Source organism: Eubacterium sp. AF34-35BH, assembly GCF_003477765.1.
Lineage (GTDB): Bacteria > Bacillota > Clostridia > Lachnospirales > Lachnospiraceae > Eubacterium_G.
The window spans coordinates 42,630-57,491 of sequence record NZ_QUDZ01000005.1; the positions used below are offsets into that span (position 1 = coordinate 42,630).

16 protein-coding genes are annotated in these 14,862 nt (G+C 31.2%); 3 read left to right on the forward strand and 13 right to left on the reverse strand.

The window, feature by feature from the left end; all coding sequences use genetic code 11:
- Positions 1-2 precede the first annotated feature (2 nt).
- From DWZ69_RS06935 to DWZ69_RS06960, 6 genes are all read right to left on the reverse strand, one after another.
- The gene (locus DWZ69_RS06935) at positions 3-1,130 is read right to left on the reverse strand and encodes a restriction endonuclease subunit S (RefSeq protein ID WP_117999886.1); all 1,128 of its coding nucleotides are present in this window, start codon (positions 1,128-1,130) and stop codon (positions 3-5) included.
- On the reverse strand, positions 1,117-2,724 hold the full coding sequence (locus DWZ69_RS06940) for an N-6 DNA methylase (protein WP_117999887.1): 1,608 nt from the start codon (positions 2,722-2,724) through the stop codon (positions 1,117-1,119). The genes DWZ69_RS06935 and DWZ69_RS06940 overlap by 14 nt, the downstream gene beginning before the upstream one ends.
- A gap of 1 nt (position 2,725) precedes the next feature.
- On the reverse strand, positions 2,726-2,947 hold the full coding sequence (locus tag DWZ69_RS06945; protein WP_117999888.1) for a helix-turn-helix transcriptional regulator: 222 nt from the start codon (positions 2,945-2,947) through the stop codon (positions 2,726-2,728).
- A 66-nt stretch (positions 2,948-3,013) separates the two neighbouring features.
- On the reverse strand, positions 3,014-3,205 hold the full coding sequence (locus DWZ69_RS06950; RefSeq protein WP_117999889.1) for a hypothetical protein: 192 nt from the start codon (positions 3,203-3,205) through the stop codon (positions 3,014-3,016).
- 298 nt (positions 3,206-3,503) lie between these two features.
- Entirely contained in the window at positions 3,504-4,814 is a 1,311-nt protein-coding gene (locus tag DWZ69_RS06955) for a reverse transcriptase domain-containing protein (RefSeq protein ID WP_117999890.1), read from the reverse strand.
- Complete coding sequence (locus tag DWZ69_RS06960) at positions 4,815-5,375, reverse strand: SLATT domain-containing protein (RefSeq protein ID WP_029066840.1); 561 nt, start codon at positions 5,373-5,375, stop codon at positions 4,815-4,817.
- A 368-nt stretch (positions 5,376-5,743) separates the two neighbouring features.
- On the opposite strand from DWZ69_RS06960, the gene DWZ69_RS06965 reads away from it, so the two are divergent.
- Positions 5,744-6,037 carry a helix-turn-helix domain-containing protein gene (locus DWZ69_RS06965; protein WP_117999892.1) on the forward strand — a complete coding sequence of 98 codons (294 nt, stop codon included), beginning with the start codon at positions 5,744-5,746 and terminating at the stop codon, positions 6,035-6,037.
- Between the two features lie 144 nt (positions 6,038-6,181).
- Here DWZ69_RS06965 and DWZ69_RS06970 read toward each other — a convergent pair whose 3' ends face one another.
- From DWZ69_RS06970 to DWZ69_RS06995, 6 genes are all read right to left on the reverse strand, one after another.
- Entirely contained in the window at positions 6,182-6,847 is a 666-nt protein-coding gene (locus tag DWZ69_RS06970; protein ID WP_117999893.1) for a hypothetical protein, read from the reverse strand.
- 55 nt (positions 6,848-6,902) lie between these two features.
- Positions 6,903-7,790 (reverse strand): ABC transporter ATP-binding protein, encoded by an 888-nt coding sequence (locus DWZ69_RS06975; RefSeq protein ID WP_117999894.1) that lies wholly within the window; start codon positions 7,788-7,790, stop codon positions 6,903-6,905.
- 14 nt (positions 7,791-7,804) lie between these two features.
- Positions 7,805-9,763: a hypothetical protein gene (locus DWZ69_RS06980; RefSeq protein WP_117999895.1), complete on the reverse strand. Its 1,959-nt coding sequence runs from the start codon at positions 9,761-9,763 to the stop codon at positions 7,805-7,807.
- 83 nt (positions 9,764-9,846) lie between these two features.
- Positions 9,847-11,145, reverse strand: a complete 1,299-nt coding sequence (locus DWZ69_RS06985) for a hypothetical protein (RefSeq protein ID WP_117999896.1) — start codon at positions 11,143-11,145, stop codon at positions 9,847-9,849.
- Positions 11,146-11,161: 16 nt separating this feature from the next.
- On the reverse strand, positions 11,162-12,868 hold the full coding sequence (locus tag DWZ69_RS06990; RefSeq protein ID WP_117999897.1) for a hypothetical protein: 1,707 nt from the start codon (positions 12,866-12,868) through the stop codon (positions 11,162-11,164).
- A 67-nt stretch (positions 12,869-12,935) separates the two neighbouring features.
- Positions 12,936-13,337 carry a hypothetical protein gene (locus tag DWZ69_RS06995; protein ID WP_117999898.1) on the reverse strand — a complete coding sequence of 134 codons (402 nt, stop codon included), beginning with the start codon at positions 13,335-13,337 and terminating at the stop codon, positions 12,936-12,938.
- 155 nt (positions 13,338-13,492) lie between these two features.
- Between DWZ69_RS06995 and DWZ69_RS07000 the strand changes: the two genes are divergently transcribed.
- Positions 13,493-13,852: a PadR family transcriptional regulator gene (locus DWZ69_RS07000; protein ID WP_117999899.1), complete on the forward strand. Its 360-nt coding sequence runs from the start codon at positions 13,493-13,495 to the stop codon at positions 13,850-13,852.
- Entirely contained in the window at positions 13,845-14,219 is a 375-nt protein-coding gene (locus tag DWZ69_RS07005) for a DUF6120 family protein (RefSeq protein ID WP_117999900.1), read from the forward strand. Before DWZ69_RS07000 ends, DWZ69_RS07005 begins: the two co-directional genes overlap by 8 nt.
- 463 nt (positions 14,220-14,682) lie before the next feature.
- On the opposite strand, the gene DWZ69_RS12075 is transcribed toward DWZ69_RS07005, so the two are convergent.
- Positions 14,683-14,856, reverse strand: coding sequence for a hypothetical protein (locus DWZ69_RS12075; RefSeq protein ID WP_158561099.1), 174 nt, complete (start codon positions 14,854-14,856; stop codon positions 14,683-14,685).
- Positions 14,857-14,862: the final 6 nt, after the last annotated feature.

Genomic DNA, 14,862 nt, shown 5'->3' on the forward strand with positions numbered 1-14,862 from the left:
GACTATGCCTCCTTTGCTTTTCTTGCCTTTTCTATAGAACCTTTAATAAGAATTGGACAAATGTCTTTTATCTTTACTTTAAGTTTGTCATTGATTGCTTTTCGTTCTTTATATGCTTTGTAAATATCTGCTATTGATTTTTGAGTTTTCATATCTGCTATAGGAATTTCTACTTTAACTAAATCATCCCATGTAAATGTTTCTCTTGCCGATCCCCATGAATGAAACCTTGCATATCTATCGAACTCCGTTCTGTTAAAAAACATACAAAGGTATTCTGGCAAAAGCTTATCCTCATCAACCGAAAACACTTCATTTACTGATGTGACAACAATATCATCCTCGGTGTTATTGAAAGCATATGCAAATACTTTTTCATTGTGTGTTGTTTGCACAAAACTAATCTGACGAGGTCTTACTATCTTATAATTTGATAATTCATTTCTATTTACTTTTGAAGTAGGTTCTCTAAACTCCTTAGACGTACTTACACCCATAACATTTTTAATTTCGTTTGTTCTATTTCTTACGTCATGTCTTTCAACATATGGGCCAATTGCCTTGCAATGTATACCATGTTTTAAATCCTCAATATACGCATCACAAGCAAGCTTTAAGTCCTCCAATCCATACTCATAACTTTTCTGATTTTCAAGCATGGCATTATAAATATCTACATATTTTTTCTGTATTTCAATATCTGGTAGTGGAATAACTATGTCACTCATATCATTAAAATTGAATTCTGGTCTTTGACTTCCAAAATTTCTAAATTTTACTTCTCTGCAAAATTCTGAACGCCTAAAATAAATATATAACCACATTGGATCAATGATTTTCTTTCCCTCATCCGTCAGATAAAAAACCATATATAGATGAGATACTATACATAATCCCTCAGTACGGTAGGCAATTGAACCTAATTCAAGTCGGGTTGGGTTGTACACAAAAGCTCCATTTTCGACAATTTTATAAGGTTTTAAATCTACTCCATCTATATTACCTTTAGGAGCTGCAAAAACACCTTGACTATTTACACCAACTATCAAATCAACCCCATACTTCAATTCTTTGTTGTTTATCGTGGAGCGTTCAATGTAATCTCCCAATCTAATATTAGTCAATTCCATATCCAATCCCCCTAAATGCTTCCTCCAGCATCTGCTTGGATTTCTTTTCTTGTTTCATAACCTCTTTCATTTCAGATTGAATACGAGCCATTTCTTTTTCATAATCAATTTCTAAATCATGGTCAATGAACTCAATGTATTTGCTTGGTGTGAGAGCCCAACCTTTACTTTCTATTTCATCAATACCTACACTTCGATAAAGTTCCGGTATTTCATAATTTGTTCCCTCAGTACCTTCGGATTGCCATGTATGATATATATCAGCAGCTTTCTCAATCTGCGCTGTAACCAGACGAACTTTCTTTTTGCTCTCTCCCTTAACGGCATTTTCTGTCCATTGGCGTAAATCCATAAAGAATATCTCATGCTCGCGGTTTCGGAGATTTCTTCCATGGTATTTTCCGCCTTTTTTATTCTGATTCAGAATCCACAGAGTAACACTGATATCTGTAGTAATAAACAATTCTCTTGGTAGAACAACGATAGCCTCAATTTTATCATTCTGAATCAGTTCCTTACGTATTTCCAATGTATCACTATCATTCAATGCCCCATTCGCAAGCAAGAATCCTGCAACTCCATCGTTTTTCTTCAAATGCGAAAGTATATGCAAAATCCAGGCATAATTTGCGTTGCTTTCAGGTGGTGTTTGATAGTCAGACCAACGAGGGTCATTTTTCAAATTGTCATTATACCAGCCTTTCAGATTAAAAGGTGGATTTGCCATAATGTAGTTAAAATGCAACCCCTTGTGTAGATCATGCGTAAATGATGAATCTGCTTCTTCTCCAAGATTATGGCTAATCCCACGCAATGCTAAATTCATTTTTGCAAGGCGATATGTAGCCGGTTCTTTTTCCTGACCATATACATTGATGCCATTTAAGTTTCCCTGCTTTGACTTTACAAGTTCGGCACTCTGAATAAACATTCCTCCCGAACCACAGCAAGGATCATATAAGGTTCCATCATAAGGCTCAATCATCGTTGCAATAAGTTGAACTACGTCATGAGGGGTATAAAATTCGCCTTCCTCCTTTGTTGCATTTACAGCAAACTCCTTAAGGAAGTATTCGTATACACGACCAATAAGGTCTTTTTCCTCTCCAAACGTCTTATGACTGATTTTGTTCACTTCATCAACAATTTTCTTTATATCATTAGCTGCTAAATTACGTGCTGTAAATGTTCCTTTAACAAAGCAGCCCTTCAACTGTGGATCTTCCTCCTCAAGTCTTTGTAAAGCTGTATCAAGTGCAACATTAAGCTGTGGTGCCGGCGTACTGATAATAGTCGACCATCTTGCTTCTAGTGGTAAATTATATGTACCATCTGCAAAAGTAGCATCATCAAAAAATGCTGCTCTAATGTTCTCATCTTCCGGATCTAATCCCTGCTCTTTAAGTGTCCGTTTTAGATTTTCAATTCCATCCTCATACTTTTCGCCGATAAACCTCAAGAACACTAGCGTAAGCATCATATCTCTTTTTTCAAAGAATGAGCCGGAGTTACGTGCCGCACGCAAATAATCTCTACAATTAAATAAAATATTATCTATGTTCAATGCCTTTTCAGTTGTTTTCTTCTTAGCCATATTACTGTTCTTCCCTTTCCTCGTCTGGAACAAATTCCATAATGTCCTGTATCTCACAATGCAATACTTTACATACTTTTTCCAAAACTTGCGTACTTACATGTTCATTCTTTCCTAGTTTTGCCAGTGCATTTGTTGTAATTCCTGCCTGATCTCTAAGGTCAACTTTCATCATATTTTCATCTATTAATTTCTTCCATAATTTGTTGTATCTGATTGCCATTACTAATCCCTTTCGTATCATTACAACGATTTATTATTTCTTTTTCATTATATCATCAAATCCACTTTATTTCAATCTTAAATTGATTTTTTCAATCCATCCAAAATTCAAATTTTGAATTCCACTCTCCCACGTCACGGTGAAATTTACTTTTACATTTGGAGGTATTAATCTTAATTCTTTTTTGTCAAAAACAAATGTAAACTCAATATCTTTAAATTTTAATTTTCCTGTATATAATTCAAATTCTAATGCCATACAACTCCTTCATTTAACCGTTTAACTATTTGATTAATTTTCTCAAAATAGAATCACATTAATATAAAAACATCCCACAGTGCCTATAAATAAAGGCATTGTGGGATTGTAGTGTCTATTCAAACTCTTGGGCTGAGAGATTTATCTGGCTGTTTTCAGGTACACATTTGTGTGTTTTATTCTTCATATTCATCCTATTGTGCATTTTTGTGTACCTCGTCTAAAATTTTTAGAGCCAAAATGGAGCCACTTCAAATTCATTGCATAATCATACAGTAATATTTGCATATTCCGAACATTAAGATATATTTTCAATATCCTTTTCAATGTCTCTTATTTCACGCTTCATTATTTTATGAAACTGTATTTCAACAAAGCGTTCATCTTTGTCAGTCAAATCCATCTGATATATGTCCGATAAAATAGCTTTCTTATCTTCTAATTTCAAATCATCTAAATTCGGAATATACTTAGTCTCATGCAATGCCATATGAATTTCCGCATATGTCCGAACAAATCTCTTTATTTTAATCTTACCTTCTAATTTATAACGCTTAATCAATTTTTGCACAACATCATCTAAGTGGAAAAGTAAACTCAAATCAGTTATTTGAGAATAGAAAAATAACCAACCGTACTTATGGCTTTCAAGAATAAAACCTGTAATTTTTAAATTTAATTTCCATTGCAAATATCCAATATTATCTTTCTTTATCGTTCTAAATAATTCCTCGATAGATTGCTCGATTTTTAAAACACTGCTTTTTCTTACTGTTACTTCACTATCATTTAAAACATAACCTAAATATTCAAATGATTCTGTTACAAGTCCCTCATCTTTCTTGTCATTTAATTCCAATCCAAGCTTTTTTATGTCATCACATATATTTTTCTTTACATCAAAAAATTTATCTTCATTAACCAATATCAATATGTCATCAACATATCTGTAATATGATATGTAGTCAAGTTCTCTATATTTTATGTCAATATCCTGCATATATATGTTAGCTAAAGTGTTTGAAATAGGTAATCCCTCTGGAACTCCCAATATTCTTTCCTTTTTTACAGTCTTTTCCTTTATCGGATAAAGAAGTGCCTCTGTTCTAATTGCATTCCATATAATTGATATAATTTCTGGTTTGTGTATCTTTCTTTTTATTATTTTAATCAACTTGTCTTGATTTATTGAACCATAAAATGATTTCACATCCAATTTTATAAAATGTGTGTACATTGGAATTTTTTTTGTAATATCATCTATAACAAGTTGTGGTATTATGGTCTTACATTTATCCCCATATACCCCAACCAACAACTCATTCAACGCTGACGCTGTTAACTTATCTCTTAGCGTCGGCACACAAATCGCTCTAGGCGGTTTTGTAGGTCCTTTTGTAAATAGTAGTTGCTTATATCTTGTAAAATGATAAGAGCCATTCATAGATTTTCGAATAATAATTTCAATATTCTCATCCAAATTTTGTTCAAATTTTCGAGGCGACACTTTATCCAATCCAACGGACGGCTTATCTTTTACTTTTTCTTCATAATGTTCAATAAGATGTTTTTTTGTGAACAACTTTTTCCATAAATACGATGCCTGCATCTATAAAACCCCACATATCCAATATAAAACCACTGGCAATAATATAACACATATTTTTAAAAGCACACGCCAAATAACATTATAATAATATTTGCACCTTACATTTTTCCATTTCCTATTTCTATATTCACCTGAGCTACCATGAACTGTCTCATAATAATCAAATGATATATGATTACTACTTGAATCTAGTAAATCACAATATCTATTATATATGTTCTTAAACAACTCTACATCATCACTCTCAATATTCTTTAATTCAAATTCAAGTTTTTGCAACTCTGTATAATTCTTTCTATATTCTCTTGCATGCTCCAGATATTTTTGTCCATTCAAATATAAAATAACAATAAGCAATGATATTGTCATAAACACTGTCATCAAACTTAATTTTTCATTTTTATTAAGTAATGTAAGTATCGAAAATATAATCGTAACACATGAATAATAAATGTTAATTCCCTGAAAAAAAGCTTCTTTGTTTATCAATCTTTTTTCAGCATTAACTCTTGAAATTCTTGTTGTCCATATTTGATCTGATAAATCTTTATATTTTTCCAAGTTGTACCCTCCTAAAAAATGTATTAGGGTCTCTATATACTAAATGCGATACCTTCATGCGAAAGCCTATAAAATCTTTACAGATTGTTAATTACGTTATCTCCTAAGTGGAAATCATAACTTACGTTATAGACCCTAATACAATAGATATTTTACCATATTCTACTATTATTCTCAATCCATCCTTTCCTTTATCTCGTCCCCCAAAATTTAAATTTTAAATTCCACTCTCCCATCTCACAGTGGAATTTACTTTTACATAAGTGGAATTTAACCTTTCACACCATTTTCTCCTATTCATTTGCATATTTATCTTTCCTTTTATCCGCTTGTTACATACTCTCTGATAACGGTAGAAGGAGATACACATGTCTAACCTTATACCAGGAAACCAGAAACACTTAACTTTAGATGACTGTGAATTTATTGAAGACTCTCTAAATGAAGATCTTTCCTTCAAGGAGATTGCCAAATATCTTTGTAAGGATCCGACTACCATTTCAAAAGCGAGTCGTCTTCACCAGGTTAATGGCATCCAACCCAACCGGATATTTAATAATTTGCACAACATTTGCACTGATATATTTAGATGTAAACACACAAAAGTATGTCAGAAAATTATTCTCTGTGCCATTAAGTGCTCATCATGTAATAAAATATAATCAGGTTGGCAAGTCTTTCGCAAAGGAATCCTGTTCTCGAGTGGACCGAGCTCTTGATACATATAATTTTCTATTTGTTTTCACCCATCTTACACAATAGAATATAGATTTTATACAGAATTAATTTTTTATTGTTCTTTTAATCTAATATAATACTAATTGTCCTGATGAAAGTTTATCAATTTCTTTTAATAACTTTTTATACGAATTCATCATTTCTAAATATCCCTTGTCATTATTTGTGTTTTCTAATATATCTAACTTTGTTTTAAGCACTGGTTTTAGTACTTTATCAGTGTTATTTAAATTTATTTTTGTATAAATCAAGTCCAAATGTTCCGAACCGTCCCCTGATTTTATATACACAAAGAAATAATCATAAAATATGTTATCCCCATAATCCTTAGTAATGTTTTGTTCTACAGTTAATTGTAATCCTTTTTTACTTAATCTATATTTATCCATTAATTCTTCCTTAGGTTGACCTAATATTTTAAACTCTTTCCCATTATACTTTATCACTTTTAAAACATCTATAATTCCACGTTTAACCTTTATCACTGGTTTATAGCTTTTTATCTGATTCTGTACTCTACCATCTATTGCGTATTCTATTCCTTTCGTTCCATTAGTAACACTATACATTATTGACTCACTCCTTTGACCGATCAATTCTTGATTTTTCGAAATTTCACAAGTTTTCCACCCTATTATAATTGCTACAACTATTCCAACAATCGCCACAAATATTCCAATAATATCCACAATATTTGTTTTTAAAAAATCTCTTGTTTTTTTACATTTTGTCATGCCTATACCTCTTCTTATACTATAAATTTTATTTTCTCTAACATTCAATAACTATTTAATTACCCATAACCTTTTTAGCCTTAATTTTTTCTATCCACAAATAATAGTCCTCTAAATTAGGCTCAACTGTATATTCATTATCGTCATTCATTTCTCTGTTAATATACCTAATCTTCACTCCGCCTGAAGCAGACATTAATCCACTTACCAGATACTTTGAATCATACTCCTCTACTTCATCCTTTGTAATTATCTTTTCAAAGACCTGATTTTCCAGTTCTTTTAATAATTCTTTCGGACTTCCTTTTCTTATTAGTTCTCCACTATAAAGAAACACAATATTCCCGGCAATAAATTCAATGTCTGACACTATGTGGGTAGATATAATTACAATCTTGTCCATACTGATTCTGGCAATTAAATTTCTTATTCGAATTCTTTCCTTTGGATCCAACCCTGCCGTAGGCTCATCAAGAATAAGTATTCGTGGATTGTTTAATAAAGCCTGTGCTATAAGAATTCTCTGCTTCATTCCACCTGAAAATGAACCTAGCTTTTCCTTTCTCACTTCACTTAGTCCTACAAATTCCAATACTGCCTTTATTTTATCAGGAATTTCTTTTTTCTTTATTCCTTTAAGATTTGCCATATAATTCAAAAAATCTTCTGCTGAAAAGTTTGTATAAATCCCTTGTTGCTGCGGTACATATCCTATAATATTACGGTATTCTTTTCCAAGCTTTTCAATTTCTTTTCCGTTATACAATACTTGTCCCTTTGTTCTTTCACTCCCATCAACCAGAATATTCATTAATGTTGATTTACCGGCACCATTAGGACCAATTAAACCATAGACTCCATTTTCAAATGAATATGTAAAATTTTTAAGAGCTGTTTTGTTTCCGTACTTCTTTGTTAAATTTGTTATTTCCAATTTATTCATGTTAGAACCTCATTTTATACTATTGTCATAATTATGAGTGGCACTACCAATATTGTAATTGATACAGCCATTTTCTTTACCATTCCTGTTAACTTATTTGAAATCAAAATAACTATCATAGTAGCTACAAACATTATTAATGCTTTAATAATATAAACTCCACTCAGTACAAATAGTATTGGCATCTGAACCCAATTCTGATAACCAATCAAACTGTTTATTGGAGCCATTACTCCTCCAAAATGATAAGAATGAATTGCCAATAACAAAAATGGAATATTTGAAATGATGAATATTAATAATGAAATGCTATGGCTTACTGCAATTTTCTTCCTTAACAGCTTTCCTTCTCCAAACATTGTGGTGTCTGATAGCTTGTCCATTCCTGTCTGTTCCTCATAAGCCATACATATTACAACCATTACGCTCATTATAAGCATCATGAATATCCAAGCAATTTTTTCATTGTAAATGCTACCCGGATGTATAAGATAATGTATGCCTATGTCATTTACATACCAGCCTTTTATGTTTTTATCCTTTTTAAGTTTCTTTAAATGTTTTTGTCTTTTAAGCACTTTTTTAAATGCTGTCTTTGGCAATATCTTTGTGGTGTATTGATTTTCAGCAATTGATAACTCGGAACCACTGATTTTTCCCTGCAGATATTGTGTCTGCTTTTCTTTATATTTTTCTTCAATATTCTTAAAGTAATTCTTCTCTTTCTGTATATACAAATCATTGTCCAAAGATTCCGGTCCTTCCAAGTCGTCCATGTAATTACTGTAATACTTTTGGTCGCCATCAATAGTTGTATTAACTTCACTTAATATTGCTCCCTGAATCAGGCACAATACAAGTAACAGCAATATTCCCTTGTTTGTAATCAAAAGTTTCTTATATTCCATAGCCAGCATGCCAATTGGTTTCTTAGGTTTAAGATTGTGTTTTCTTTTCAGTCTTTTTATTTCAATGTGAAATACTCTTTTTTTGCCAAATAACCATATAGCCAAAGCCGTAAATATTAAGATATACCCTATTACAATTAGTATTCCAACAGACATAACATTAAATGGAGTTCCTGCCACATTCAAATTATAATATTTCTCTGATATGGACTTTACATTTATTAATGTTACGGGACTGATTATTTTTATAAAAGCAATGGCGTAATCCCATACGATTTTTATGTTTGCCACTGCAGATAAACCGATTGTAATTCCCGTAACTGCATATATAATTCCGCTGTTGTCACATAAAATGGCAATCACAAAAATAAAAAGTGTGTATGAAAATACAACTGCTATTTTCAGCATTACAAAAATAACCAAATACATAATTATGCTTATTGGTAGTGCCGACTCATAAAAGTCCGGTACTGATTGTATAGGCACTGTTAAATCTCCACAACCAAATGTCCCTACTAATGTTAGAAAATGTATCAAAAAAGTAACAAGTTCCACCATTATGGTAGTTATAAGCAAACCGCCTATTTTTCCTAGTGCAAGCCTTGTCCTACCTTGTTTACAGGATTTAAGTAATGTTAGCATGCCATGTTTTCTGTCAATGTTCATAATAATAATTACACACTGCAGCATAACAATAAAAGCAATAACATCACTAAATCCTATCTCCGTTGCCTTTTCGATTACTGTGTAATTTCCTGATTGTGGCTTTACATTCTTTACATTTTCATACGCCTTTACAATCTTCTTTGCACTTTTACTCTGATAATTACTATTATCTTCAAACAGAGAAAATCCTGATATGACACTGGCATTACTGCTGATATTATCAATGTACTTATCATAATTTTGAATTCTTTCTATATGCTCTTCCTGTTTCCTGTCTGCTGTCTTTATTTCACTTTCCACATTTCTTGTATCTAAAAATATATTTACAAAATACAATACAAACAAAATATAAATAATCCACTTCTGAGATAATATTTTTCTAAATTCTTTTATGACCATATCATTTCTCTTTCTGACTTTTTAGAGATTTTATTCCTGACATCTCTGTTTTTAACTTTCGGAATATGTTATCCCCTATCTTCCTACTCTTTGATTTTGCTGCTTTCTATCTGTTTTATTGAATGTTCATCAATCGAGTCATAAGCTTCATTAAACGAAACATCATAAACAAGAAGCCCTTTAGGATTTACATCAATTGCATAAAATATCTTCCCTTTTTCCCCATAATTCTGTTCTATGAGTTTGTTCTTTGAAACATCATATACATAATATTTAGGTTCCTTATTAAAATCCACAGATGGCACTAACTCTTTCTTTGTTTTTTCATTCATGTCCATTGAGGTTATGTATATCTTTCCGTCGCAGTACATATCCACATTTTTAAAAGAACTAAAAACTTCCTTACGATTTTTTGTTTTCACATTGTAAGAATATATATTGTACTTTCCAACTACGGCATCCAAATAATATGCTGTATCATTGGAATAGCAAAGCAGCCAATATGCTCCGTCCATGTTTTTTATGCCTTTATATGGTTCAAAGTTGCTTTCAAAATCAATGTCAAATTTCTCTGTTTTCTTAGTTTCAAAGTCGTATGTATAATATTCTTTCTTTTCGTCTAATCGTTCAATTTGCTCTGCATAGGAAAACTTGTCTGACTCCATCCATACCATAAAATGATCCACATCCTTAAAACCTGCTTCTTTATATGTTTTGCCTCTGCTTTCATAACGGACAAATAATTTATTGTCAAAAAACTGAACAGTACTACAATATGCATCTGCCTTATTGCCAAATTCAGTCAGTTTATCAGTTTTACCATCTGAGAGATTAATCTGATAAACTTCTGCGTCTGCACCTGTTTGCTCCTGCTTATTAGTTCCCTGCTCTGTAATGACGGCTTTATAAGAAGCAACAAATACGCTATCATCATGTAAAACATATTCTGCACTTTCATAAATTGGAAACTCTAATTCGCTTACTTCTTTCTTGTCAGTTCCATCCGTTTTACTACTCCAAAGAACACTTGTATCCCCTGTTATTACAAAATAATACAAACGCTTATTGTATATAAAAGGATACTTAGCCTGTCCCTTTACGATGGCATTGCAATTAATTTTATCACTTTTAAAATCCGCTATGTCATGGTTACAGTTTGCCTGACTACATGCAAAAATCTCCTTGCCTGACTCATAGTCATAATAATACAATCTACTGTATTCCCCCTGCACTTCACTTTCCACTAAAATATCATTACATACTGATTTATTTTCCTTCAGCACTATGGTTTCATCTCTTTTGGATTCTTTATTTTGATTACATCCTGCAAGCAAAAATACTCCCATTAATACTGCTATTCCTAAAACTAACTTTCTTTTCAAAATTTGTTCCTCCCGGTTACTGCTTGTTTAAATAAGCCAATACTTTATCTATTCCTGCCTCGTCTAATTCTTTTAAGAAATTGTTATATTCTGTTTCAAAATCTCCTGTAAATATTTTTCCTTTATAGTCACTTCCCTCATAGTTAAAGCTCTCTCCTAAATATTCCTTTTCCAAACTCATTATTTTTTCAACTTCCTTTTTAACTGGTGTGAAATCATAAAATTTATCAATATATTTTTCATTAAATTTAAGATTTTCTATATTTTTCTTCATCTCTTCAGTTGAGTTTCGATCCTTAAACGGATTTGCAACTAAAGGATTAACAAACTTACATCCTCTTGCATCAAATTTTCCTTCATTTTCTTCCCGACTAAAATATTCATCATACTCATCTGATGTTATGCTATATTCTTTCCCGGTTCCATCATATTCCGGAAATTTAATAATATTGGAAGCTTCAACATCCGAATTAATAAAATCATATGCTTTCAATGCAATTTTCTTATTATTAGATTGTTTGTATATTCCATTTACAGCATTAAATTCAAGTAAATCCTGTGGCTTTACACTGTTATTTCCCCACTTATATAGTTTTACCTCTTTTACTTTTGGAAATGCATCTCTGTCAATTTCTTCTTTATGTCCATTTACATCATCATAAAATAAATTACATATAAATATATTTGCATTTAAAGTATTATTTGTTTCATTTTCATTTAAATATTCAAAGTATCCCCTATTTTGATACTCCCTCACTTCTTTTAATGATTTTTTTATATCCTTTAACTTGAAATAATTTTCTATACTTTTACCATTCAAAGAAATACTAAATGCACTTACATCGGTATTTCCCTTTTCGTCCAATTTATCCATGTATCCTGCAACACTGCTTTCGTATATTGGTTTTAATGTTCCTCCATAACACACCACAAAATCTATACTTCCTTTTTTCTTTTCTCCCGCATATACCTTGTTACATGCCTCAAGCCATTCCTCATATCCGCCAATCTTATATTTGTCTAAATCAATGCCGTATTCTTTTGCCAAATCAACGTTTACATACCATTTATGTTTTGTTTCCAATTCACCAATGGCTTCATTGTATCCGTAAAATTTTCCATTAACGGAAGACAATTTAATGGCATTTTCAGGCAATGTAGAAAAATATTTTTTCAAATCACCGTTTTTATATTGCGAAAGTTCCTCAAACATATCTTTTCCTATTAACTCATATGTTAAATACGAAGTATAATTTTTGCTCTTTTCATCTAAATACCGCTCTGAAAATATGAAATCCGGTGCCTCCCCTTTTTGAGTTAATTTCTCTATGTTTCTGGCATAGTTCTTTCCTGTTCCTATCTTTTTAAAGCAAATAACATATTCTTTCCCTTTTGACACCAGATAATCATTTAACTTTATAACCTGATTATTTGTTATATACTTCATTCCTAATGGCTCATTATATTTTTTTCTTTCTTTTTTACTCATATTCTCTATTTCAGTATATACCCAAGTTAAAACTGTTTTCCCCGGATATTTCTTTTCCAAGTATTCTTTGTCTATTTTTATGTCTTCCGAAACTTTAGTATTTTCTGTTTTATTTGTTGTCTCCTGCACATTGTTTGCACTTGGAAGTATCGATTCCTCTTTCTTTTTACATCCCCCAAAAAGTACCATAAATACAAACATAGTCAATATAATACGTCTTGTTATACATTTCATTTAATAACTCCTCATAAATCTATAAAGCAATTTCTATCTGCAATAAGCATTGCAGATAGAAATCAATTCATAAAACATATTTACTATAATTTTTTTCTAAAGTCATCGTAAAATTCGTTAACTCTGATCCCATATAGTATTCTTTGTGTACACTTTTTGCTTTAGTGAATTTAGCTTTTATTTCCTTATAACTCACAGTTGATGTTGTTTTGCTTGCGGCAGACATTACTGTGTTTGTTGCTTTCTTTCCGCTAGAAGAATATGCTGTTATTTTAGCATATCCCGCAAAACCGTTGGCTGGTGCTGATGCTGATGAAATAGTTGTTATAGCCTTTGCAGTTGTTGATGATAACGCTATCTTTCCGATTCCCGTGTTACCTTTTGCTGAAACACTACTTAAACTTCCTCCCAAAACTAACACTCCTGCCATTAATAATGGCATAATCTTTTTTGTAAATTTCTTTCTCATTTTACTCCCCCAAAATCATTAAATTTTACAAAGCTTTTTAAGCATATTATATGTTTATTTAAAAATATTGTCAATAAATGTTTTGTTCATTTGAATATTGACCTAATGTATTTTTAAGTTATACTATCATTATCAATTAATTGAGGTACGTATATATGGCAAGCAAAAACTATTTTCTTAATGGGGTTGCAGAGTTATTAATTTTATCAATATTGAAAAACCAAGATACTTACATCTATGATATAAAAAAAACCATTAGTGAACTAACCAATGATATTCTTCCTATGTCCCAAAATACTATATATGCTGCTGCATATAAATTGGAAAATGAAGAAAAAATCTCAGAATATTCCAAGCTGGTTGGTAGAAAGCGAACAAGAATTTACTATCATATAGAAGAACCGGGATTGGCTTATTTAGAGAAACTTACATCAGATTATCAAATGGTAACTACTAATGTTTGTAAGATTTTAGATTATTTATCATCTAATAGGGAGGAGAATGCCGATGAATAAATTGTGTAGAACATACATTAGAAAAGTTAAACTACTTTTTCCCGTTATGGGCAAATATGAACGTAAATATATTAAAGCAATAACAATCAATGTTAACGATTATTTAGCTGATGTACCGGAAAGTACTATTGACGATTTGTACAAAGAATTTGGTACTCCTAAAGATATAATTGATTCGTATTATTCTACTGTTAATACTGATGATGTTATAAAGAAGATTAGGATTTCAAAATATATTAAACTACTGTTAATTTTATTAACTATATGCCTATTATCCTTGACAATTATGAAAATTTATATCCAGTATGAAGGTCATAAAGTCTTTATGGAAGAACAAATACATTCTGAAGAAACCATTATAGAATAACAATTTAGGAGGAAACGAGACTTTATTTCACAGTCTCATAAAAAACGGAGCAGTATGAATGCTCCGTTTTAATTTTTCATCATAAACAAGATATTTTTCGCTATCCATCAGTTTGTTTATCCTTTCGATATTTCACTTTTTATTAGAAATAGAATCAAAATAGAATCACAGTTATTAAAAAAAATCCCACAATGCCCAAAAATAAAGGCATTGTGGGATTTTTGTGTCTATTCAAACTCCTATCGAGATTTTTGGATAGGGTTTAAATGATGTATTTCTATTGCATTTAACAGTTCGTTTATGTACTGTTTTTGATGTATCTCATGTAGTTTTGAAGAAAAATATTGTCATTTTATTGTCAGCGGCTCTTACAAAATCTAATTATATATAAGCTTTCCTTTTGACATTTACTGTTCTTCAATTAATGAAAAATATTATCCCTTTTATTGGGAAATAATATTAACTATTTTTCTTGTACCGATGTTCCTCCGGATGGTGGTACTGGATTATGGTTCCCAGAACCATTGTTCGTTGGCTGATATCCTTGTCCAGGTGTACTTGGTTGATATCCTCTATTATTATTTCCTCCTGGTTGATATCCAAATTGTCCATTTGGTTTTTCTCTTTTTTCTGCCATTTTTTC